Source organism: Novosphingobium subterraneum (genome assembly GCF_000807925.1).
Taxonomy (GTDB): domain Bacteria; phylum Pseudomonadota; class Alphaproteobacteria; order Sphingomonadales; family Sphingomonadaceae; genus Novosphingobium; species Novosphingobium subterraneum.
The window spans coordinates 14,987-34,765 of the sequence record NZ_JRVC01000031.1 but is presented as its reverse complement, the minus strand read 5'-3'; the positions used below and the strand labels follow the sequence as shown (position 1 = coordinate 34,765).

Genomic DNA, 19,779 nt, shown 5'->3' with positions numbered 1-19,779 from the left:
TCGGCCAGTACCCTGTCAATTCACCTGGCGTTCGAAGCCAGCCCAGTAGGGCTCACGCAAGGTGCGACGCAGGATCTTGCCTGAAGGATTGCGCGGCAGCGCCTCGATCACATCGACCGACTTGGGCACCTTGAACCCGGCCAAGCGCTCCCGCGTCCAGTCGATGATCGATTGCGGATCGATCACGTGGCCCGGCTTTGGCACGCACACCGCCTTCACGGCTTCGCCCCATGTCGCATCGGGCACGCCGATCACCGCCACTTCCAGCACATCGGGATGGCCATAGATCGCGCTTTCGACCTGCGCCGGATAGACATTCTCGCCGCCCGAAATGATCATGTCCTTGATTCGGTCGTGCATGTAGACGTAGCCGTCCTCGTCAAGGTAGCCGGCGTCGCCGGTGGCAATCCAGCCGTCGGGGGTCATCGTCTTCGCGGTGGCCTCTGGCAGGTTCCAGTACCCCAGCATGTTGTTTGACGATCGCGTCTGGATCTCGCCAATCTCGTTCGGCCCCAACGCCTCGCCGTTTTCGCCGACCACGCGGACTTCGACACCCGGCAGGGGCTTACCGGCAGACCGCATGCGCTGATTTCCCTCGACGCAGTGGTCCTCGGGCGGGAGCATGCAGATCGTGCCGGTCGTCTCGGTCATGCCATAGGCCTGGATGAACTCGGCCTTGAACATGGCGATGCATTCTCGGAGCAAGACCAGCGGGATGGGTGATGCGCCATAGATGATGTACTTCACGCGGGCAAAGTCCACGCTGGCGCAATCGGGGTGATTGAGAAGCATCTGAAGTGCAGCGGGCACGATGAAGAAGCGCGTCACGCCCTTTTGCTCCACCGCATCGAACACCGCGCGCGGCTCGAACTCGGCAAGGATGATGCCCGGCAGCCCTGCCCCCATGGCCATGACGCCAAGGCCGGTGCCGCCGATATGGGCGCACGGCATGGCAACCAGGATCGCTTCGTCGTCCGTCATCTGGGTATAGGGCTGATCCTGCCCGAGCGATTGCTTGCGCAAGCCGAACAGGTTGCGATTGGAAAGCACCGCCCCCTTGGGGTTGCCGGTCGTGCCAGAGGTATAGAGCTGCAGCACCGCATCATCTGGCCCGGCGGCCTCATGGGCGATTGGCTGCTGCGCATCGATCCAGCGCCACGCCTCGTCCTGCGTCAGCGCCATGCGCACGGCAGGGAGCGCGGAAAATGTCGCAGCCAGTCCTTCGAACCCGGCCCCGAGGAACACGGCTTTCGCCTGAGCATCGCTGGCAATCCACGTCGCCTCTGCCGGGGCAAGACGCCAGCCGATCGGAACCATGACCGCGCCGAGGCGGGCAGCAGCGAAGAACAACGTGAAATAGAGCGTGCTGTTCTTGCCGAACCAGGCAATCCGGTCTCCCTTGCCGATGCCAAGGTCGACAAGGCCCGCGACCACCTGTGCCGTCGTGGAATCAAGGCTGCCATAGGTCAGCGTCCGATCGGGTCCGTCGAGCGCGAGGCCTTGAGGTCGATCGGCTGCCCAGAACCGAATGAATTCGTCGAAGGTGAACAGGTCGGCAGTGCGCTCTGCTGTCGTCGGCTTCACGGCGGCGTCGGCCATGTGTTGCTCTCCCAAGCAATTTTGCGCAGTTAATCACGCAATTAAGGCAAGGTGCAAGCCCACCAATCGTGACAGAGTGTATCGCCTTGCTTCTGGCCGCCTCAGGCTTCCGCCATGGCTTTCTTGTACACGCTGTTCAAAGGCCGTTCGAAGAGGCGCATGACCATCGGCTCGAAGAACTCGAGCGGCAAGGTGTCATAGTTCGGGTCGAACGCCGGGCAATCGTACTTCTCGATGAACTCGGCCGTCGCCGCAGCATAAGGGTGATCGGCGAACTTGTCGCGCATGTTGCGATCGAGGCCGATGAAGTGGAAGAAGTTGTAGCCCTGGAAAATGCCGTGGTGCTGGACGATCCACAGCAGCTCTTCCGAAACGAACGGCTTGAGGATCGCAGCGGCAACGTCCGGGTGGTTGAAGGCACCAAGCGTGTCGCCAATGTCGTGCAGCAGGGCCATCACCACGTAAGCCTCGTCCCGCCCGTCGCGGTGGGCACGGGTCGCGGTCTGCAGGCAATGGGTCAGCCGATCGACCGCAAAGCCCCCGCAATCGCCCTCCAGCAGGCGCAAGTGATCGAGCACGCGCGCGCCGCCGCTCTGCGCAAAGGGCCGCATGTGGGTCATGATCGCGTCCCAGTCTTCCTGGGTGCCTTCGGTCATGGTGTGGAACTTGGCGGTAGGCAGGTCGTCCATGGCGATCATCCTCTCACGGTGCGCCTTGGCGGCGCATCTCGTTTCGGATGAGATTATCGCGTTTATGCTGCTTGGGAAGAGGCCTCAGGCGCAAATATCTGCCCTGGCAGGGAAAGCGCCAGCACAAGGCAGCCGACCAACAGCACGAGGATGACGGCAAGCGCTGCGTAGATGCCGCTGCTGCCCATCGCCAGTTCCGGTCCGCCCAGCGCGAAATAAGCGCTGCCGACCAGCGCAATGCCGAACGCGCTGCCCATCTGCAGCACGGTCTTGAGAATGCCGCTTGCAGCCCCGGCGTGGCGTCGGTCGACCCGCGCCAGAGCCACCGGCGAGACCGGGCCGGAAAGGCAACCCATCCCCACGCCCGCCAGCAGAAGCGCCGGGAGCAACAGCGGCAGACCGGGTCCACCCCAGGCGATCCAGGAAAGGGTGGCTGTATCAGCCACAACCAGAGCCAGCGCCGCAGAAACCAGCACCCACTTGCCCATCTTCGCGAGGTAGCGCCGCCCGAGGAAACCCATGCCGAGCATGACGCCAGCACTGAACGGGATGTGGACGAGGCCCGTCTGCAGGGGCGAATAGCCGAGCCGCGATTGCAACGCATGGGCGAACACGAACAGGAAGCCGGTATTCGCGGCCGAGAAGATCAGGCCGATCAGCGCGCCTGTCCGGAACAGGCCGTTGTGCAGCAGTTCCGGATCGAAGATCACCGGTCTGCCAGCCCTGGCGCGGCGGTTGAGCCCGGCCCACGCCGCCCACATCAGCAGCGGCGATGCCGCCAGCAGCGCGAGGCTTGCCGCATCCAGCCCGGCATGCTCGCCCCGCACCAGCGGGAACAGCATGGCCGCCAGCGCCGCTCCGAACGCGAGCGTGCCGATAACGTCGATCTTGGCGCCCTTGTGCGCGATCTCGCGGGGCAGATAGCGCCACCCGGCCGTGAACGCTGCGATGCCGATGGGCAGGTTGATCAGGAAAACCGTGCGCCAGCCGAGACCTGCGATGTCTGCCGAGATCAGCAGCCCGCCGATAATCGGCCCGGCGATCCCGGCAAGCCCGCCGATCACGCCGAACCACGCCAGCCGCCCGATGCGCTCGACCGGATCGTAGAGGATCTGGATCACCGCCATGACCTGCGGCGCCATGATCGCGCCCGCCGCGCCCTGCAGGACACGCGCAGCAATCAGGAAATGCGGATCGGCCGCCGCGCCACACAGCAGCGAGGCCAGCGTGAAGCCTGCAACGCCGGTCAGGAACATCGCCCGCCCGCCGAACAGGTCACCCAGCCGCCCGCCGAGGATCAGCAGCAAGCCGAACGCCAGCGAATAGCCCGCCGCGATCCACTGCGCCGCGCTGCCGCCAAGGTCCTGCCCGCGAGCAGCGAAGTCAGCCTGCATGGCCGGGAGCGCGGTGTTGATGATTGTGACGTCGACGATCTCGAGCACCAGCGCGGTGATCAGCGTGAAGAAGGCGAGGCTCTTCTGCCTCTCGGTCATGCCGGCGATAGTCTGAGCCATCTCCTCAGATCACGCCTTCGCGGAGCATCTTCACCGCCGCATCGCAGGCCCGCGCTGTCAGCGCCATGTAGGTCAGCGATGGGTTCTGGCAGGCCGAAGATGCCATCTGCGCGCCGTCGGTCACGAACAGGTTCGGGATGTCGTGCGCCTGGCTCCACTTGTTGAGCACCGAGGTCTTCGGATCGAGGCCCATGCGCGCCCCGCCCATTTCGTGGATCGCCGTGCCGCCCGGCCCCGGCTTGTCGAGGCCCATGATCACGGTGCCGCCCGCCGCGGTCATCATTTCGGCGGCATCGGCCTTGGCCTGCGCCAATGCGGCCTGCTCTTCCTTGCCGAAGGCGAAATCGACGTGAAGCTGCGGAATGCCGAAGCGGTCGGTCCTGGTCCGGTCCAGAGTAAGGCGGTTGCTGTCGCGCGGCACGCAGTCGGCAAAAGCGACCAGCACCATGCGCCACATGCCGGGCTGGTGCAGCTTGTCCTTCAGTTCCGCCCCGATTCCGGCCTCGCGCTTGCCCGCACCCCAATTGCTCTGCAGCGCGCCGCCCTGGAACGAGAAGCCGCGGGTATGGCCCTCGCCATCCATCGCGTCCATGTTGCGATAGCGCGCGATGATCGCCCCGGTCGGCCGGTTGCCGAACGTGGTGCGATCGTTGAACTGCGGGAACAGCGCGATCGTCGAAAGCGTGTTGGCGTGATCCATGATCTGGGTGCCGAGCACGCCGCTGGAATTGCCAAGGCCAGTCGGCATCGCCTCGCTGCGCGAATTGAGCAGGAGGTGGACCGAGTTGAAGGCGCCTGCATTGAGGAACACCAGTCGCGCCGTGGCAGCCCCCCGCGTCCCGTCCTTCGTGTTGACATAGCGCACGCCAGTCACGCGCTTCGTCTTCGGATCGTAGTCCACGCCTTCAACGATGGCATCGGTCACCACGGTCAGGTTGCCGGTGGCCTTCGCTGCCGGAAGCGTGCTCGACTGCGTCGAGAAGTAGGCCCCGAACGAGCAACCGCGCGTACAGATCGAGCGGTTCTGACATTCCGAGCGGCCCTCTTCGGGCTTGGCGACGGTCATGTTCGCGGTGCGACCGATAGTCAGGCAGCGGCCGAACTTGTCAGCCACGACCTTGCGCACGTGCTCCTCGACCACGTTGAGCTTCATGCCGGGCTGGAACTTGCCATCGGGCAACTGGGGCAGGCCTTCCGGGCTGCCCGAAACGCCGATGAATTCCTCGACCTTGTCATACCATGGCGCCAGATCGGCATAGCGGATCGGCCAGTCGGTGCCATGGCCATCGCGCTTGTTGGCGCCGAAATCGTAATCGGACCAGCGATACGACTGCCGCCCCCAGGTGAGCGAGCGACCGCCCAACTGATAGGAGCGGAACCACGTGAAATCGGTGTCCGCACCGGTCGAGTACGGGTTTTCCTTGTCGTTGACGAAGTGCCCCTGGGTGAACTCGTTGAAGTGCCGGTTCTTCATCTGGACCTGGTATTCGCGGGCATAGAGCGCCGCATCGCCGAGGCCACGGAACGGCATTTCCCAAGGGGCCTTGTTCTCGGTCTCGTACTCGCCGTGGACAATTTCGCGCCCACGCTCGATCATCAGGACCTTGAGGCCGGCCTGCGTCAGTTCCTTGGCCGCCCAGCCGCCGGTGATACCGGAGCCGACCACGATCGCGTCGAATTGCATGTCAGTCAGTCCTTATCCGAAGTCGACCGCGGTCCAGTCGTTGGAAATCGCCCTGAAATCGGGCGTAAGCGGCAGGTCGGGATCGAAACGGCCGGGCACCGGCTCGTAGCGCAGCTCCTGCGCGCCACCGACTTCGCTGGTGTAATACCCTGTCAGGATCAGACCCTTTATGGCCTTCCACGGGCTCTCGCTCTCGCGGCTGGCGAAGGCTTCGGCATCCACCGCCTTCACCGCGGCAAGGCGTTGCGCCGCCGGCGCCTTGAGGAAACTGCCGCCAGTCCGTCCGTCGAGCTCCTTCTCGAGCCAGGCGACGTGCCGTATCGAGCCGTCATTGCGCGCAAACCGGGCATAAGCCGCCGGGTCCTTGAGCGGCGAACGCGACCCATCAAGCCCGTGGGCGAGCGCGAGAATCGCAAAATCCCCTGCGCCAACGTCGCCCGCGCCGGGGGTTGCCAAACGCGGGATCACCAACTGGCTGACCTCCTTCATCATGAGGCGCTGCGCATCGCTTGGCGCCTCTTCCGATTCGAGTCGGGTCAGGCTCACGGCGGCGGCGGGCACGCCAAGCGCCAGGGCGATCAGCGCAGAGGCGCTGACGAATTCGCGGCGATTCCAGCCGCGCTGCGGATCATTCTGCATCAACCGAAGACTCTCCCGGCGCACGGATCACCGCGCGCATTCAATATAGAATGAATACTCTAATTTGGATCGATGACGCAAGACTCTTCCTGCATCCGATCCAGCTTATTGATCAGTGATTAATCTAGCGCTTTTCGCAGATCTCGCAAAGGGCGTGAATGATCGCGCGGACGATCTCGTCCTTCAGGCTGTAGAAGCGCACCTGCGCTGCCACGCGACTGTCGACCACGCCTTCGTCGCGCAGGCGCGCAAGGTGCTGCGACACCGCCGACTGCGACAGGCCGGTCAGCTCGACCAGCTCGGTTACAGAAACCTCGCCCTCGTCCATCCGGCAAAGCATGAGCAGGCGCTCGGGGTGGCTCATCGTGCGCATCCGCCCGGCCATCGCGGCGGCATTCTGCTTCAGTTCGGCAAGGCTGGCAGGCTTCATAAGCTCAGCAGATAACGCCGATTGCGCCACGCACAAGACTGCAAGGCCAATTAAATTACACTTGCCTTATATTAGGTAAAAGTTATATAAAGGGACAAAGGAGTCTTCCGATGTCCGACAATGCCATTGCTACCGCCGCCGCCCAGATCGGCGGCGCCCGCGCCTCCGCCGTGGTGCCCGTCGTCACCACCTTCTTCGACGAGGCGACCTTCACGGCGACCCATGTCGTCCACGATCCCGCCACCTTGCGCGCGGCTGTGATCGACCCGGTGCTCGATTTCGACCAGGCCTCGGGCCGCACCAGCCATGCTTCTGCCGACCGCGTGCTCGCCCACGTCGAAGCCCACGGCCTCACGGTGGACTGGCTGCTCGAAACCCATGCCCATGCCGATCACCTTTCTGCCGCCCCCTATTTCAAGCAAAGGCTCGGCGGGCAGATCGTCATCGGCTCAGCGATCCGCACCGTGCAGGACGTTTTCGGCAAGGTCTTCAACGAAGGCCCGGCTTTCGCCCGCGACGGCAGCCAGTTCGACCTGCTCATGGACGACGGCCACGCCTTCCGCGTAGGCGAGATTGAAGCCGTGGCGCTGCACGTTCCCGGCCACACCCCCGCGTGTCTCGCCTACGTCATCGGCGATGCCGTGTTCGTCGGCGATACGCTGTTCATGCCTGACTACGGCACTGCCCGCGCCGATTTTCCCGGCGGCGACGCGCGCACGCTCTACCGCTCGATCCGCCGCCTCATGGCCTTGCCCGACGAGACGCGCGTGTTCCTGTGCCACGATTACAAGGCCACGGGCCGCGACCAGTTCGTCTGGGAGACAACCATCGGCGCCGAACGCACTGCCAACGTCCACGTCCACGAAGGCGTCAGCGAGGACGAGTTCGTCGCAATGAGGGAAGCGCGCGATGCCACGCTCGGCATGCCCAAGCTCATCCTGCCGTCGATCCAGGTCAACATGCGCGCAGGCCATCTGCCCGAACCAGACAGCAACGGCGTGCGCTACCTGCGCCTGCCGGTAGACCTGTTGTAAGGGGCCGGCGGTGATCTTCGATCTTCAACATCTCCTGGCGAGCCTGTCGGGGGTAATCGTCGGTTTCGTCCTCGGCCTTGTCGGCGGTGGTGGGTCGATCCTTGCCGTGCCGCTCATGGTCTATGTCGTCGGCGTCGCCAGCCCGCACCTTGCCATCGGCACGAGCGCACTGGCCGTGGCGGCAAACGCGCTGTCGGGCCTCGCCAGCCACGCCCGGGCGCGCAACGTCAACTGGCGCTGCGGGGGCATGTTCGCCGCGGCGGGCGTGCTCGGCGCACTCGGCGGATCGACGATCGGCAAGGCCTTCGACGGCCAGAGCCTGCTTGCCCTCTTTGCCTTGCTCATGCTGATCGTCGCCTTCCTCATGTGGCGAGGCCGCGGCAGCGAAGGGATCGAGGGCGTCGTCTGCAACCGCGACAACCTGCCGCGCGTGTTCACCTTCGGCGCAGGCACCGGCCTGCTCTCGGGCTTCTTCGGGATCGGCGGTGGCTTCCTGATCGTCCCGGCCCTTGTCGCCAGCACCTCGATGCCCATCGGCCGCGCCATCGGCACCTCGCTTGTCGCAGTCAGCGCCTTCGGCCTTGCCACGGCGCTGAACTACGCCGCGTCGGGAATGCTCGACTGGCCCCTGGCGATTGCGTTCATTGCCGGCGGCATTGCCGGATCGCTCATCGGCACCAGGGCTTCGACCCGGCTTGCCGCAAGCAAGGGCACACTCAACACCCTCTTTGCCGGACTCATCGTCGTCGTGGCGCTCTACATGCTTGCGCGCAGCGGCGCTGCACTGTTCGGCTAGGCCTCTGATCCGGGGGCGGCCGTCTCGACCAGTTCGGCAATTTCGAAGGCAAAGCTCTTCCAGCCCCGCATCTTCGCCGCCTCCTGCGCCGGAGCCCGCTTCTTGCGCGCTTCGGCCAAAGATCTGGCGTGGCCCCAGAACACCTCGGTCTTGCCGTTCTCCAGTTCGGCGACGATCCGCCAGTAGTGCGTGAAACTGTCGGTCGTCGGCCCGATGGTCTTCACGTAACCATCGGGCATCGTCGCAGTCAGGTATCGGCGCTTGCGCTTGCTCATCGCCGCCCTCTGTGCCGCGCTGCCGTTCATGGAGCAATCCACCAAAGCTAACCGGCAGGGCGTTTCGTCCTGCGCGCAGGGATTGGGAAGAAAGCCGGTTGCCGCGGAACAGTCCGAACGCAAACGACCTGCGCGAGGCACGACGGCTTTCTTACGTCGGGTTCGCATGGGCGCGCCAAGAGGTTCATCTTCTGTACGGCAAGAATGCGTGATCGAGGCTCAGGAGCGGTTCGCAGTCGGAGCGGAAATGTCCGTCGCGCTGCACAGGATGGAGCGCGGTGGCGACTTTCGAGCATTTCTGTGGCAAAGTCCGCCAGTGAGCTGCCAGCCCGATGACAGTCGTTGCTCAACCCGCGACCACTCCTGCCACACCGTTTCGGCGATCAGGTAAAAGAAACAACTCGCAAGAGACGGTCCGATGCGCCATTCTTGTCCAGGAAAGGTCCTGCGAAAGCTTACTATATTATGTCTAACGCACCCTTCACGCTATTGGGTATCGATCATGTCGTAATCCGAGCGGCCGACGCGCGGCGACTGGTCGATTTCTACGTGAGCGCTCTTGGCTGCACGATGCAGTGGGAGCGGCCCGAGCTGGGATTGTATCATCTCACCGCCGGATCCGCCCTGCTCGACATCGTGAGCATTGACGGGCCACTGGGTGTATCAGGCGTTGCGGCACCGAGTGGGACCGGGCGCAACGTCGACCATGTCTGCTTCCAGGTCGATGCAATCGAGCCTGAAGCGCTCGGAAAGCACCTACGCGAGCTCGGCTTGGAAATGGATGAGCCCAAGACCCGTTTCGGCGCACAAGGATTTGGCGTTTCGGTCTACCTGCAGGATCCAGAAGGCAACGGGATCGAACTGAAGGTGGCAGCTGCTGCGCCAGCGAACCGGTAGCTGATCATGCAAGCCAGATCATATTGAACTGACGAAGGAATCCGGGGGTCCGGAGCTGGCATTCGCAGCCCCGGACCCACGTCGCGTGCAACCTCAGAACTTGACCGAGATTTCCGCACCGATGGTGCGGGGTTCGCCCGGGTATGCCGTGTTGACGCCGTTGGATGCACCCAGCGCATAACCTGAAATGTAGTAGGTCTCGTCGGTAAGGTTGCGGACGAAGACTGCTGCGGACACCTGGCTTCCCATGATTTCCTTCCAGTTCAGCCTTGCGCCGACATTCCAATACCCATCGAGGTGCGTTCCGGGCGTGGAAGTGCCGTTGGTGTTCGAGAAGAAGAAGCCGGTCTGGCCGTAGTAGTCGCCGCGCAGGCTGATCTTGCCGATCTCGGCGGGAACCGGGAACTTCACCTCGATGTTTGCAGATCCTGCCCACTTCGGTGCGTCTGGATAGGAATCGACTTGCAGGCTGCCGACGAACGGGATGGGTACGGTACGCTTGGTGTACTTCGCATCGGTGTAGGCCAAGTTGAACCCGACATCGAGCCAGGAGGTCAGACCGGCGAAGGCGTCGACTTCGAAGCCCTTGGTCTCGGCCTGCGGCACGTTCACCGTAAACCCTGCCGGAGCGCCACCCACCAGCGCGTAAAGGGCGCGTTGGGCGTCCTTGACGATGATCTTGTAGGCCGCGACGTTGAACTGAACGGGGGCACCCCCGATACGGCCATTGAACTTGTAGCCCAGTTCGAAGTCGTGAACCTTCTCGTTCTTGAAGAAGTTGGCGGGCTGGCCGGTGAGCGGATCAGTGAACGGCGCCACCGTGCCGTTCAGGTTGCCCGAACGGAAGCTGCCGCGCTGGTTGAAGTAGACCATGTTGTTCGGGTCGATCTGGTACTGCAGGCTGGCGGTCCATGCCGGAGCCGAAAGCTTCCTGCTCTGATCTGCGGCTGGCGAGTTGGGATCGACGCCGAACACGTTGCCGGGTGCCTGCCGGATGCCGACATTCTCCCAAGTATAGCGACCGCCAAGCGTTGCGGTAAGCGCTTCGGTAACCTTGTAGCTTACCTGAGCAAAGACCGCCTTAGATTCCTGACGGTTGCGATAGGCGTAGGAGATATCCGCAATGCCGCCCGGGACCACGTCCGCGCCGATGTTGATCGGGATGATCTCAAAGCGCTTCTGGTTCGAGTAAAACACGCCTGCGGTGTAGTTCAGGCGGTCATCCAAGAGGCTGCCCTGAATCTGCAGTTCTTCGCTGAACGTCTTAGACCGGAAGGTCTGGCCGCCTGGTGCGCCGGTTGCGTTGATCCCGGCCAGCTTGAACAGCCAAAGCGAGCCGAACGGGCCGCCCGCGAGGTTGCCAGGGGTGTTGGACTTGCCATTCATGTAGCTGAAGATGTTCTTCAGCTTGGTGTCGGCACCAATTTCAAGCTCGGTCGTGTTCGAGACGAAAACGTTCTCGGCACTGTGCGGGAGATCGTACTGAAGCCAGACCTTGTAGGGGTTTGCACGGGTGAATCTTGTGTACCCTTCAACGCCGCCCGGGAAGAAGCCAGGAGCAGCTGGACCATCGTTGTTGCCATAGATGGCGGCGAGAGTGTTGGTCAGCCCGCTGACAGGTATGTGATTTGTACCGTCGCTGACGAACTGCGGGTTCGTCGCCGAATTGTACGTGTAGATGCCGCCGACGCCTTCGGTCCCCTTGACGCGATCATACTGGACGATCGTGATATTCTTCAGCGTATCGGTAGGTGTGAGCAGCAGCGTTGCACGCCCGGAGCGGCTGTTCTTGTCGCCCAGCGTGTTCCCGGTGTTGATGTTCGTGACGTAGCCGTTGCCGCGCGTCGCGTCGAATGCGAGGCGCAGGGCAGCCTTGCCTTCAGAAAGGGGCAGGTCAACGGCAGCCTGAATTTGCCCGTAGTCGCGTGAAGCGCCACGGACAGTCACGTATCCGCCAAAGCTGTCCCCAGGCATGGGAGTGGTGTAGAGAACCGCACCGCCAGTGGCGTTACGCCCGAACAGGGTACCCTGTGGCCCCTTCAGCACCTGGATCGACCCCAGATCGAAGAAGGCCGTGGCCGTGTTGCCGGGATTGTATGGAGCTTCATTGAGGTAAGGCAGGACCGCAGGGCTGGTGCCCGAGAACGGGTCCAGTGACTGGCCGCGCATGCTGTAGCTCAGCTGATTGGAGTTCTGGCCATTCTTCACCTGAAGACCAGGGACGAGCGTTCCGATATCCTGCTCGCTGGTAATATTTCGGTTCTGCAGCGCTTCCGATCCGAACGCGACGACCGCGACGGGAACCTTCGAAAGCCGCTCTTCACGGCGCTGCGCCGTGACGACGATGTCCTGGGTGGCTACTTCTTCCTGCGGCTCGGCGGTTTCTGCCTGAGCTGCAGCCACCGAGGGCAGCAGGAAGCACGAAGCGATTACTGCAAGACTTGCGCCGCGGAGATTGCGCGCCCCGTTCTTGATCGCGGCATAGCCATGATGCGAATTGGTCATTGTCCCTTCTCCCGTCTATATTCTCGTTGGAAATCTGGTGCCGGTCGCGAGCGCGCCGGCACCAAGCACTTTTGGTTTCAGGCTGCAGCGAGCGCTTCAGGCAGCTTGACGCGCGGCGCCACTTCCTTCGCGAGCAACTCGAGCGAGTTGAACCACGGCGAGGGGTCGTCGTAGTAGTCGTGCGCTTCCACCTGGAGCGTGCCCCAGCCGCCGCACTTGGCAAACAGGGTGTTGAGCTTGTCGACGATGGTATCCGGCGATCCGACCACGAACACGTTGTCGACGAGGAACTCGAGGTCGGCCTTGAGGGGATCGATACCCGCATCCTTGGCAAAGCCATCCATCATGCCGAACCGGCGCCAGATCGGGATCAGGTAGCGCTCGAAGCAGTAGCCGATCGGCCCTTCCATCACGAGACGCTTGGCCTCGGCATCGGTGTCAGCACAGAAAACGGTCTGCGAAACGGCATGGCGCTGACGGTCGGGCGTGAACCCGGCCTTGATGTTGGCTTCCGAGTAGGTTTCCCAGTGCTTCTTGAGCGCATCGATACCAGAAAAGATCGACACCGGCTTGAAGTTGCGCTCACCCGCAAGCTTCATCGATGGCGAATTGTAGCTGAAACCGGTGACGGCGAATTCGGGGAAGCTGCCACCATAAGGAGCGTAGTTCGCGAGCATGTGCTGCTCATCTTCCTCGGTCTGCGCAGGCTCTTCCTCGGGGAAGCCGGCGCTCCAGAACTTGCCTTCGTAGAAGAACGGTTCGCGCTTCCAGATCTTCTCCATGATGAAAAGCGATTCACGGACCATTTCGTTGAGGAACGCGGTGTCCTGACCGTTCTTGATGCCATGGATATAGGAGGCGAGCGGATAAGCGCCCGCGCCGATGCCCATGAAATAACGCCCTTCAAGGATCTGCGAGAGCCAGCCGACCATCATGGCGAGCTTCGCCGGGTGCTGGTGCGGGAGGATGTGCGCCATCGGAGCAAACTTGATGTTGTTCGTCTGCAGGGCAGCAGCCGCCATGATCAGCTCGGGGTTCGGGATGTTCTCCCAGATCTGCGACGCATGCTCCGAGATCATCATCGAGCTGAAGCCGATCTTGTCGCAGTGGACCGCACTCTGAACGCCCCATTCGAACGTCTGCCGGGCGGTGCGACCGGGACGCATGTAGGGGTGAAAAATCAAACCGGTGTCCATCGCCATGTCATCTCTCCCATGTGTCTTAAAATTAAGCCATGTGGGTTACATGCCCATAGGTGCAGGGTTCGTCAATCCGGAAAATTCATCTCGAAGCTGATGCCGGCGTGCTCTGGCCGCATGCGAAATGCCTGGTTTCTTGACGAAACTGGCGGATTAGCCCAAATGGCTTAAATGCCTACGAAACCTGCCTTGCGGCCGTCCGCTCCGACGAGTTCGATCCTGAATCAGGGGCCTAAAGTGGCCCTCATTCTGGCGGCGGAGGTCCTGTTTGCTCGTGATGGAATAGAAGGAGCGTCCCTGCGGGAGATCGCTTCGCAGGCCGGCCAGCGCAACCACCACGCGGTGCAATATCACTTCGGCTCGCGTGATTCGCTGGTGCAGGCAGTGTTCGATTACCGAATGAACCAGATGGAAGAGATGCGCGGCCTGATGCTTGCCAAGGCGGAAGCGGAAGGCAAGCTGAACGACCTGCGCACCATCGTCGAAGTGATCTTCCTGCCACAGATCCAGCTGATCGACGCGTTTGGCGACCATTCGTATGCCGCGTTCCTGACGGCCTATCTTCAGCGTTATCAGGCGCAGCAGTTCGGGCAGTTCGGCGATCACGTCGCCCCTCAGCTCGCGCGGACGCTGGCCCTGCTACGCGCGTGCCTCGACTATCTGAGCGAAGCAGCAGCGCAGCGCCGCCTTATCACGGCGTGCTTCATGTTCCTCAACATTCTCGTCATCCACACCCGTGACAGCGACAGCCAGGAGGAGCGCTTCGAGGATGCCGTGGAAGACACCATCGGCCAGATCGTTGCCGCATTCGCTGCGCCGGTGCGGGTCGGCACAGAAATCGCCGCCTGAAGATCCGGCTCAGAAATCCGGCAGGATCCTGAGCGGTGAATCGGGGCGGTTCTCGCGCAATTCGGTTCGCCCGTTGATCGTCAGGCCGAAACCTTGCAGCGCGGCAAGCTTGGCCTTGCTTGATGTCAGCAAGGTCATCTGCTGAACGCCGAGGTCGATCAGGATCTGCGCGCCGATCCCGTAATCGCGGTTCGCGTTCTTCTCGTGGTACTCGCGCCGCCCCCCCGCTACGCGACGGGAGATCGACTCCGGATCCGGATCGCGCACCAGCACGAGCGCGCCCGGACCGGAATGATCCGAAATGAAACGGAGGGCCCGCCGCAGGTAATCGGGCGCCGCGGTGTTCCAGCCAAGTACGTCGGTCGTGAGATCGACCTGATGCACGCGGACAAGCGTGTCCTCGTCGGGCCGGATCTCACCCTTGACCAAAGCAACGTGTTCGCCCCCGTCGATCTTGTTGCGATAGACATGAACCGTCATGGGAGAGGGGCAGAAGTGGCTCTGGAAAGGCGCGGATGCCATTTTCTCGACCAGTTGCTCGGACGAGCGACGATAGGCGATAAGATCAGCGATCGTACCGATCTTGAGCCCGTGCCTTGCGGCAAAGACCCTCAGGTCCGGCAGGCGTGACATGGTGCCGTCGTCATTCATGATCTCGCAGATCACGCCGGCGGGCGTAAGCCCGGCGAGACGGGATATGTCGACCGCCGCCTCGGTGTGCCCTGCCCTGACCAGCACTCCGCCATCGCGAGCTGTCAGTGGGAACACGTGGCCAGGTGTGACCAAGTCGTCTGAACCTTTGGTGGGATCGACAGCGACGGCGATGGTTCGCGCCCGGTCGTGCGCAGAAATTCCGGTGGTGACCCCTTCCTTCGCTTCGATCGACACGGTGAACGCCGTGCCGTAACCGGACTGATTGCGCGGGGCCATCGGCCTCAGTTTCAACTCCGCCGAGCGTTCCTGCGTGATGGCAAGGCAGATCAGCCCGCGGGCGTGACAGGCCATGAAGCTGATCTGCGCCGGCGTTGCAAACTGCGCCGGGATGATGATGTCACCTTCGTTCTCGCGGTCGTCGGCATCGACGAGGATGAACGGGCGGCCTTCCACGGCTTCGCGGATGATATCCTCGATAGGGGAGATTTCGGCCTCGATCATTGCGGGCATTCCTTCGATTCTCGTGCAGCCGGATTGCATCGCATCCTCAGACCGCCTTCTGTTCGGCGAGCATCTCCAGCGCGATCTTGCGCAGTTCCGCCTTCTGTACCTTGCCGGTCCCGGTCTTGGGCAGCGCCTCGTCTGTCGTGAACCAGACGTCGCGTGGCATCTTGAAAGCGGGAATACGTTCGCGAAGGTAGGCCATGACGTCCTCGACGGTGATCGCGCTGCCTTCTGCACGCACGACCCAGGCGCAGCCGCATTCGCCGAACTGGTTGTCGGGCATGCCAATGAAGAAGGCTTGCGAGACCGCAGGATTGGCGGTGAGGATCTGTTCGAGTTCCTTGGGCGAGACGAGCTCGCCCTTGCTCTTGTAGAGTTCCTTGGTGCGCCCGGTCAGGAACAGGTTTCCGTCCGGACGGAACTGACCGAGGTCCCCCATTCTGATCCAGCCTCCGTCGAGGAAGAGTGATGCGGTCGCCTCGGGTCGGCGGAAGTAGCCCTTGCTGTTCATCGGGCTTCGGCAGCACAGCTCGCCGGGCGTGCCCCAAGGCAGGTCTGCCCCGGTTTCCGGATCGATCGTCTTGAACTGTGCGATCCGGCCGTCCTGATCGGCCATGCCTGCAATCCCGGCCTCGACGATGCGACCTTGCGTCTCCGATACTATCTCGATCGAATCTCCGGGCGCGGTACAGATCACGGTCGCGGTGACTTCGGTCTGGCCATAGCTGGTGATGATCTCATCGCATCCGAAAGTGGCGCGGATATCCTCCCACACCCAGCTCGGCGTGGGCGCTGCAGCGCTGTGAATCGCGTTGAGGGAAGACAGATCGTAAGCTTGTCGCTTGGCCTGCTCGAGCAGAGCGATTGTCATTGTGGGCACGCCCATCAGGTAGGTGGCGCGATGGCGTTGCGTGGCATCGAGGATCTGGTGCGGATCGAACCGCAGCAATGGAATGATCGCGCCGCCCGCAACCATGCCCGAAAGCAGGCCGACGACGAGACCGAAACCATGGTAGAGGGGAAGCGAGAAGACGGCGCGGCGGCCATCCTCGAACGCCTGATGATAGGCGCCGGCGTACATCGCCCGTAGAAGGTTGTCGTGGGTGATCTCGACCCCTTTCGGAGAGCCGGTGGTGCCCGAAGTGAACAGGATGAGCGCGGTGTCGTCTCCCGCGATATCCCCGCTACGCACGCCGGAAGGGGCCGGGACCGACAGTTGCTGGACCAGATGCTCAGGAACAGCGCGGTCGAAGATCAGCCCGCCACGCAGTTCAGGCAACTCAGCGCACGTGCCAGACTGCCAACCGGGGATAGTTTCGTCGAGCTCCTGCTCCAAATTGCGCGAGCCGAACCTGTCCATGGCGATGAGCAACGCACAACCGGCTTCGGCCAGCGCGAACCTGATCTCATCCGGTCTGTAGAGAGTATTCAGCGGCACCGCGATAGCACCGGCCCGCCAGATGGCGAACAACAGCGGGACTGTCAGGGGATCGTTGGCCATGATCAGGCCAACCCTTTCGCCCTTGGTGATGCCTCGCGCCTGCAGACCGGCGGCAAGCGCAACAGACTGGCGGGCAACGTCGGAGTAGGTGAGCACGTCGTTGTCAGTGATGACCAGCGGACGTTCGCCGAAATCGTTCGTGCTCCAATCGAGATAGCCGTGGAGGCTGCTCCAGACCCAGGCAGGATGGCGAGCGGCAATCGCGTGCCTCCGGTCATCTGCACTCATCGCAAACATGTCAGTCGTCTCTCCCGATGCGCCTTCCGGCAACCAGCCGGTAGAGCGCAAAATGCCCATCAAGGCACGAATGCTGGCCTCGTCGCAAAGAATTCTGTCTAATACGATTTAGGTTTGCCCTAATTTAAGCCACGTGTAAACAGGTGAGGCCGATGAGATGAAACAGAAGTTCGGAGCGTGGCGCCAATGGCTCACGGGCCATTGCCGGCACGGCGACCCGGACCGGTGTCCGGACAGGAGATGACGATGGACATGGATGGAGTTGTCCTCGAGGAAGGCGAGGCGATAGACTGGATCGTCTTCAATCGCCCTAAGGCCGCAAACGCCTTTTCGGCGGCAGTGCTCGAGCGATTCACTGCGCTGGTCAAGGATCGGCAGACAAATGGCGCTCCGGTTCTTGGTATCCGCGGAAATGGCCGTGGCTTCAGCTCTGGCATGGACCTTGGCCAATACAGCGCGACGAGCGGCCCTACGAGCGATGTGATGAGGCTTTCCTCATATGTCGAACGCTGGCTCGACCTCTGGCGGCACCCCAAGCCCATTATCGTTGCGGTGCACGGCTATTGCATTGGCGTTGGGGCACAACTTGCTTCGTTTGCAGACATCCTGGTGGTCGCCGACGATGCGGTGATCAGCGAGCCTACCATTCCAATCGGAGGCGGCTTCATCGCCCCCGCCTGGACCAGCCATGTCGGTTCACGAAGAGCCAAGGAATTCGCGTTCCTTCCGGGCAACCGCATCGACGGGCGTACAGCGGCCGAATGGGGCTGGGCGAATTGCGCCGTGCCCGCGTCGGAACTCATCGCGTGCTGCGAAAGCCTGGCCCAGCGCATGAAACTCGTGCCACCTGCGGTTCTCACCATGAAAAAGCGCTCGATCAACCGGGCCATGGAAGCAGCGGGCTTCCATGCAGCCCTCTCCGCAGTTGCGGAAAGCGACGCGCTTCTCCACCTCGAACCCGAGGTTTCAAGGATCAGGAACCGCCTCAAGACCGAGGACCTGAAGGCCGTGGTCAAGGATTACGCAGGCGAAAGCTCGCAGGAAATCTTCCGCCGCCATCAGGTTCGCGCCGCTGAACAGGGCTGAGGTTACAAAAGAGTTGTCGAGACAGACTAATTTTAATTAGGCTGGCGCTATAAGGAGTCGAACACTTAGACCAGGGTTCGACATTTCGGGACAGGACGATGAGATGATGGAAGGTGAACGGTGGCGCTGCCTCTGGGACGCCAAGGCTATCCTCGGCGAAGGTACGATCTGGGATGACCGCGATGGCTGCATCTACTGGGTCGACATAGAAGCGCCCAGCGTGAACTGGTTCAATATCGAGACCGGCAGCAAGGGCACCTGGGTTCCCCCCAAATGGGTCAGTGCATTAGCGCCCAGATCGTCGGGTGGGTTCATTGCCTCTTCGGCCGACGGGTTCGTGCATATCGATCCCCAAGCGGGAACCTACCATCCGCTCGTCCACCCGATTGCCGATCCGCGCATCGCCAGGTTGAACGATGGCGTGGTCGATCGTAGCGGTCGCTACTGGTCAGGTTCGTGCGATTGCAGCCAGTGGGACGAAAGCACCACGGCCGAGGACAAGGAGAGCACGCTCGGCAATCTCGACGCGCGCAATACGGGCGAGCTTTACCGCCTGGACGCGGACGGAACCGTGTCGTCGCAAGAGCAGAACATAGTGACGGCCAACGGTCCGGCCTTCAGCCCCGACGGCAGGACCGCCTACGTCAACGACTCGATGCCTTTGGTGAGTTGGGCCTATGACGTCGATGCTGACGGCAACCTCTCGAACCGGCGCGACTTTCTCCGTTTCAAGCCGGACGACGGTTATCCTGACGGGATGGCGGTGGACGTCGAGGGTTGCATCTGGATGGCGTTTTACGAAAGCCGGATGCTGCGCCGGTTTGCTCCGGACGGCACGCTCCTGGAAGAGCGCCGCCTGCCGGTAAGGCGCGGCCTTCGCCCAGCCTTTGGCGGCACAGACTATTCGCGGCTGTTCCTGATCACCGGCTCACAGGGGTATGGCGCCGACCAGTTCGCGCAGCAGCCTTTGGCCGGCGGGCTTTTCGAAATTCTTGATCCTCCTGCCGCTGGCGTGCCAAACGTTCCATTTGCAGGTTGATCACAAAGCCCCGGTGCATCAGTTGTGCCTGAACCAAACGAAGATTGATCATGGCACAAGTTGAAAACGGCAAGACTCGCATTCTTGATTCGGCGGCGACCGCCCTTCGACAGAAGGGCCTTGCCGGCGCGAAACTCACAGAGATTGCCGCCGGTGCCGGGATGCTTGCGCCCAGCATCTATCATCACTTTTCCTCGAAGGACGATCTGGTCGAGGCAGTGATGATGGAAGGCATATACCGCAACAATCGCCACATCATGGCTCAGGTCGAAGTGCTTGGCCCATCGGCGACCGCGCTGGAACGGCTGCGGGCGGCGATCGAAGCGCATATCGGCTTTCTGCTGACCGGCGATGACTATTCGTCGGCGGTTTCCCGCGTATTCGACGATCTGCCTGCGGAGATGAAGGGCCGGGTACTGGCGGCCTATTCCAGTTTCGACAACTACTGGCGCGATCTGATTGCCGCAGCGCAAGCCGATGGCTCGGCAAGAAGCAGCCTTGATCCGACGGTCGTCAGGAAGTTCCTGATCGCCATGCTCGACTCCTGCGCCACATGGTACCGGCCGGGCAAGCTGGCGCCTGCCCAGATCGCGGAGCAGGCTGCGGACCTCGCCTTGAACGGTTTTGCCAACGAGTAACGCGGCCCCG

General features: G+C 62.4%; 18 protein-coding genes. 7 read left to right on the top strand and 11 right to left on the bottom strand.

The window, feature by feature from the left end; translation table 11 throughout:
• Window positions 1–15 precede the first annotated feature (15 nt).
• The 6 genes from NJ75_RS21250 to NJ75_RS21225 all read right to left on the bottom strand — a co-directional run bounded on the left by NJ75_RS21250 (window position 16) and on the right by NJ75_RS21225 (window position 6,555).
• A complete protein-coding gene (locus NJ75_RS21250; protein WP_039337922.1) occupies window positions 16–1,599 on the bottom strand; it encodes a fatty acid--CoA ligase in 1,584 nt (527 codons plus the stop codon).
• A 101-nt stretch (window positions 1,600–1,700) separates the two neighbouring features.
• Entirely contained in the window at window positions 1,701–2,288 is a 588-nt protein-coding gene (locus NJ75_RS21245) for an HD domain-containing protein (protein WP_039337950.1), read from the bottom strand.
• Window positions 2,289–2,350: 62 nt separating this feature from the next.
• Entirely contained in the window at window positions 2,351–3,802 is a 1,452-nt protein-coding gene (locus tag NJ75_RS21240; protein WP_039337921.1) for an MFS transporter, read from the bottom strand.
• 4 nt (window positions 3,803–3,806) lie between these two features.
• A complete protein-coding gene (locus NJ75_RS21235) occupies window positions 3,807–5,486 on the bottom strand; it encodes a GMC oxidoreductase (RefSeq protein ID WP_039337920.1) in 1,680 nt (559 codons plus the stop codon).
• 12 nt (window positions 5,487–5,498) lie between these two features.
• Complete coding sequence (locus tag NJ75_RS21230) at window positions 5,499–6,125, bottom strand: gluconate 2-dehydrogenase subunit 3 family protein (protein WP_039337919.1); 627 nt, start codon at window positions 6,123–6,125, stop codon at window positions 5,499–5,501.
• 124 nt (window positions 6,126–6,249) lie between these two features.
• Complete coding sequence (locus tag NJ75_RS21225) at window positions 6,250–6,555, bottom strand: ArsR/SmtB family transcription factor (protein ID WP_039337918.1); 306 nt, start codon at window positions 6,553–6,555, stop codon at window positions 6,250–6,252.
• Between the two features lie 110 nt (window positions 6,556–6,665).
• Here NJ75_RS21225 and NJ75_RS21220 point away from each other — a divergent pair, with 110 nt between their 5' ends.
• Both NJ75_RS21220 and NJ75_RS21215 read left to right on the top strand, forming a co-directional pair.
• The gene (locus NJ75_RS21220) at window positions 6,666–7,589 is read left to right on the top strand and encodes an MBL fold metallo-hydrolase (RefSeq protein ID WP_039337917.1); all 924 of its coding nucleotides are present in this window, start codon (window positions 6,666–6,668) and stop codon (window positions 7,587–7,589) included.
• Between the two features lie 13 nt (window positions 7,590–7,602).
• A complete protein-coding gene (locus NJ75_RS21215) occupies window positions 7,603–8,385 on the top strand; it encodes a sulfite exporter TauE/SafE family protein (RefSeq protein WP_407668300.1) in 783 nt (260 codons plus the stop codon).
• Here the strand turns inward: NJ75_RS21215 and NJ75_RS21210 are convergent.
• Window positions 8,382–8,660, bottom strand: a complete 279-nt coding sequence (locus NJ75_RS21210; protein ID WP_039337949.1) for a hypothetical protein — start codon at window positions 8,658–8,660, stop codon at window positions 8,382–8,384. The genes NJ75_RS21215 and NJ75_RS21210 overlap by 4 nt on opposite strands.
• Before the next feature lie 465 nt (window positions 8,661–9,125).
• Here NJ75_RS21210 and NJ75_RS21205 point away from each other — a divergent pair, with 465 nt between their 5' ends.
• Window positions 9,126–9,557, top strand: a complete 432-nt coding sequence (locus NJ75_RS21205) for a VOC family protein (protein WP_039337913.1) — start codon at window positions 9,126–9,128, stop codon at window positions 9,555–9,557.
• Between the two features lie 93 nt (window positions 9,558–9,650).
• On the opposite strand, the gene NJ75_RS21200 is transcribed toward NJ75_RS21205, so the two are convergent.
• Both NJ75_RS21200 and NJ75_RS21195 read right to left on the bottom strand, forming a co-directional pair.
• Window positions 9,651–12,062: a TonB-dependent receptor gene (locus NJ75_RS21200; protein WP_039337912.1), complete on the bottom strand. Its 2,412-nt coding sequence runs from the start codon at window positions 12,060–12,062 to the stop codon at window positions 9,651–9,653.
• A gap of 77 nt (window positions 12,063–12,139) precedes the next feature.
• Window positions 12,140–13,264: an LLM class flavin-dependent oxidoreductase gene (locus NJ75_RS21195; RefSeq protein WP_039337910.1), complete on the bottom strand. Its 1,125-nt coding sequence runs from the start codon at window positions 13,262–13,264 to the stop codon at window positions 12,140–12,142.
• A gap of 168 nt (window positions 13,265–13,432) precedes the next feature.
• On the opposite strand from NJ75_RS21195, the gene NJ75_RS21190 reads away from it, so the two are divergent.
• On the top strand, window positions 13,433–14,110 hold the full coding sequence (locus NJ75_RS21190) for a TetR/AcrR family transcriptional regulator (RefSeq protein WP_052242723.1): 678 nt from the start codon (window positions 13,433–13,435) through the stop codon (window positions 14,108–14,110).
• Window positions 14,111–14,119: 9 nt separating this feature from the next.
• Here NJ75_RS21190 and ribB read toward each other — a convergent pair whose 3' ends face one another.
• Both ribB and NJ75_RS21180 read right to left on the bottom strand, forming a co-directional pair.
• Window positions 14,120–15,265 carry a 3,4-dihydroxy-2-butanone-4-phosphate synthase gene (gene ribB / locus NJ75_RS21185; protein WP_039337909.1) on the bottom strand — a complete coding sequence of 382 codons (1,146 nt, stop codon included), beginning with the start codon at window positions 15,263–15,265 and terminating at the stop codon, window positions 14,120–14,122.
• A 46-nt stretch (window positions 15,266–15,311) separates the two neighbouring features.
• Window positions 15,312–17,006 carry a class I adenylate-forming enzyme family protein gene (locus NJ75_RS21180; protein WP_039337945.1) on the bottom strand — a complete coding sequence of 565 codons (1,695 nt, stop codon included), beginning with the start codon at window positions 17,004–17,006 and terminating at the stop codon, window positions 15,312–15,314.
• A gap of 246 nt (window positions 17,007–17,252) precedes the next feature.
• Here NJ75_RS21180 and NJ75_RS21175 point away from each other — a divergent pair, with 246 nt between their 5' ends.
• From NJ75_RS21175 to NJ75_RS21165, 3 genes are all read left to right on the top strand, one after another.
• The gene (locus NJ75_RS21175) at window positions 17,253–18,092 is read left to right on the top strand and encodes an enoyl-CoA hydratase/isomerase family protein (protein ID WP_082013515.1); all 840 of its coding nucleotides are present in this window, start codon (window positions 17,253–17,255) and stop codon (window positions 18,090–18,092) included.
• A 103-nt stretch (window positions 18,093–18,195) separates the two neighbouring features.
• Window positions 18,196–19,131 carry an SMP-30/gluconolactonase/LRE family protein gene (locus tag NJ75_RS21170; RefSeq protein WP_039337908.1) on the top strand — a complete coding sequence of 312 codons (936 nt, stop codon included), beginning with the start codon at window positions 18,196–18,198 and terminating at the stop codon, window positions 19,129–19,131.
• A gap of 50 nt (window positions 19,132–19,181) precedes the next feature.
• On the top strand, window positions 19,182–19,769 hold the full coding sequence (locus NJ75_RS21165; RefSeq protein ID WP_039337906.1) for a TetR/AcrR family transcriptional regulator: 588 nt from the start codon (window positions 19,182–19,184) through the stop codon (window positions 19,767–19,769).
• Window positions 19,770–19,779: the final 10 nt, after the last annotated feature.

What these genes read in the sequence shown, in the direction of transcription:
- NJ75_RS21250 (WP_039337922.1), bottom strand. Translation starts at nt 1,599, where the DNA reads ATGGCCGACGCCGCCGTGAAGCCGACGACAGCAGAGCGCACTGCCGAC.
- NJ75_RS21245 (WP_039337950.1), bottom strand. Translation starts at nt 2,288, where the DNA reads ATGGACGACCTGCCTACCGCCAAGTTCCACACCATGACCGAAGGCACC.
- NJ75_RS21240 (WP_039337921.1), bottom strand. Translation starts at nt 3,802, where the DNA reads ATGGCTCAGACTATCGCCGGCATGACCGAGAGGCAGAAGAGCCTCGCC.
- NJ75_RS21235 (WP_039337920.1), bottom strand. Translation starts at nt 5,486, where the DNA reads ATGCAATTCGACGCGATCGTGGTCGGCTCCGGTATCACCGGCGGCTGG.
- NJ75_RS21230 (WP_039337919.1), bottom strand. Translation starts at nt 6,125, where the DNA reads ATGCAGAATGATCCGCAGCGCGGCTGGAATCGCCGCGAATTCGTCAGC.
- NJ75_RS21225 (WP_039337918.1), bottom strand. Translation starts at nt 6,555, where the DNA reads ATGAAGCCTGCCAGCCTTGCCGAACTGAAGCAGAATGCCGCCGCGATG.
- NJ75_RS21220 (WP_039337917.1), top strand. Translation starts at nt 6,666, where the DNA reads ATGTCCGACAATGCCATTGCTACCGCCGCCGCCCAGATCGGCGGCGCC.
- NJ75_RS21210 (WP_039337949.1), bottom strand. Translation starts at nt 8,660, where the DNA reads ATGAGCAAGCGCAAGCGCCGATACCTGACTGCGACGATGCCCGATGGT.
- NJ75_RS21205 (WP_039337913.1), top strand. Translation starts at nt 9,126, where the DNA reads ATGTCTAACGCACCCTTCACGCTATTGGGTATCGATCATGTCGTAATC.
- NJ75_RS21200 (WP_039337912.1), bottom strand. Translation starts at nt 12,062, where the DNA reads ATGACCAATTCGCATCATGGCTATGCCGCGATCAAGAACGGGGCGCGC.
- NJ75_RS21195 (WP_039337910.1), bottom strand. Translation starts at nt 13,264, where the DNA reads ATGGCGATGGACACCGGTTTGATTTTTCACCCCTACATGCGTCCCGGT.
- NJ75_RS21190 (WP_052242723.1), top strand. Translation starts at nt 13,433, where the DNA reads ATGCCTACGAAACCTGCCTTGCGGCCGTCCGCTCCGACGAGTTCGATC.
- ribB (WP_039337909.1), bottom strand. Translation starts at nt 15,265, where the DNA reads ATGATCGAGGCCGAAATCTCCCCTATCGAGGATATCATCCGCGAAGCC.
- NJ75_RS21180 (WP_039337945.1), bottom strand. Translation starts at nt 17,006, where the DNA reads ATGTTTGCGATGAGTGCAGATGACCGGAGGCACGCGATTGCCGCTCGC.
- NJ75_RS21175 (WP_082013515.1), top strand. Translation starts at nt 17,253, where the DNA reads ATGGACATGGATGGAGTTGTCCTCGAGGAAGGCGAGGCGATAGACTGG.
- NJ75_RS21170 (WP_039337908.1), top strand. Translation starts at nt 18,196, where the DNA reads ATGATGGAAGGTGAACGGTGGCGCTGCCTCTGGGACGCCAAGGCTATC.
- NJ75_RS21165 (WP_039337906.1), top strand. Translation starts at nt 19,182, where the DNA reads ATGGCACAAGTTGAAAACGGCAAGACTCGCATTCTTGATTCGGCGGCG.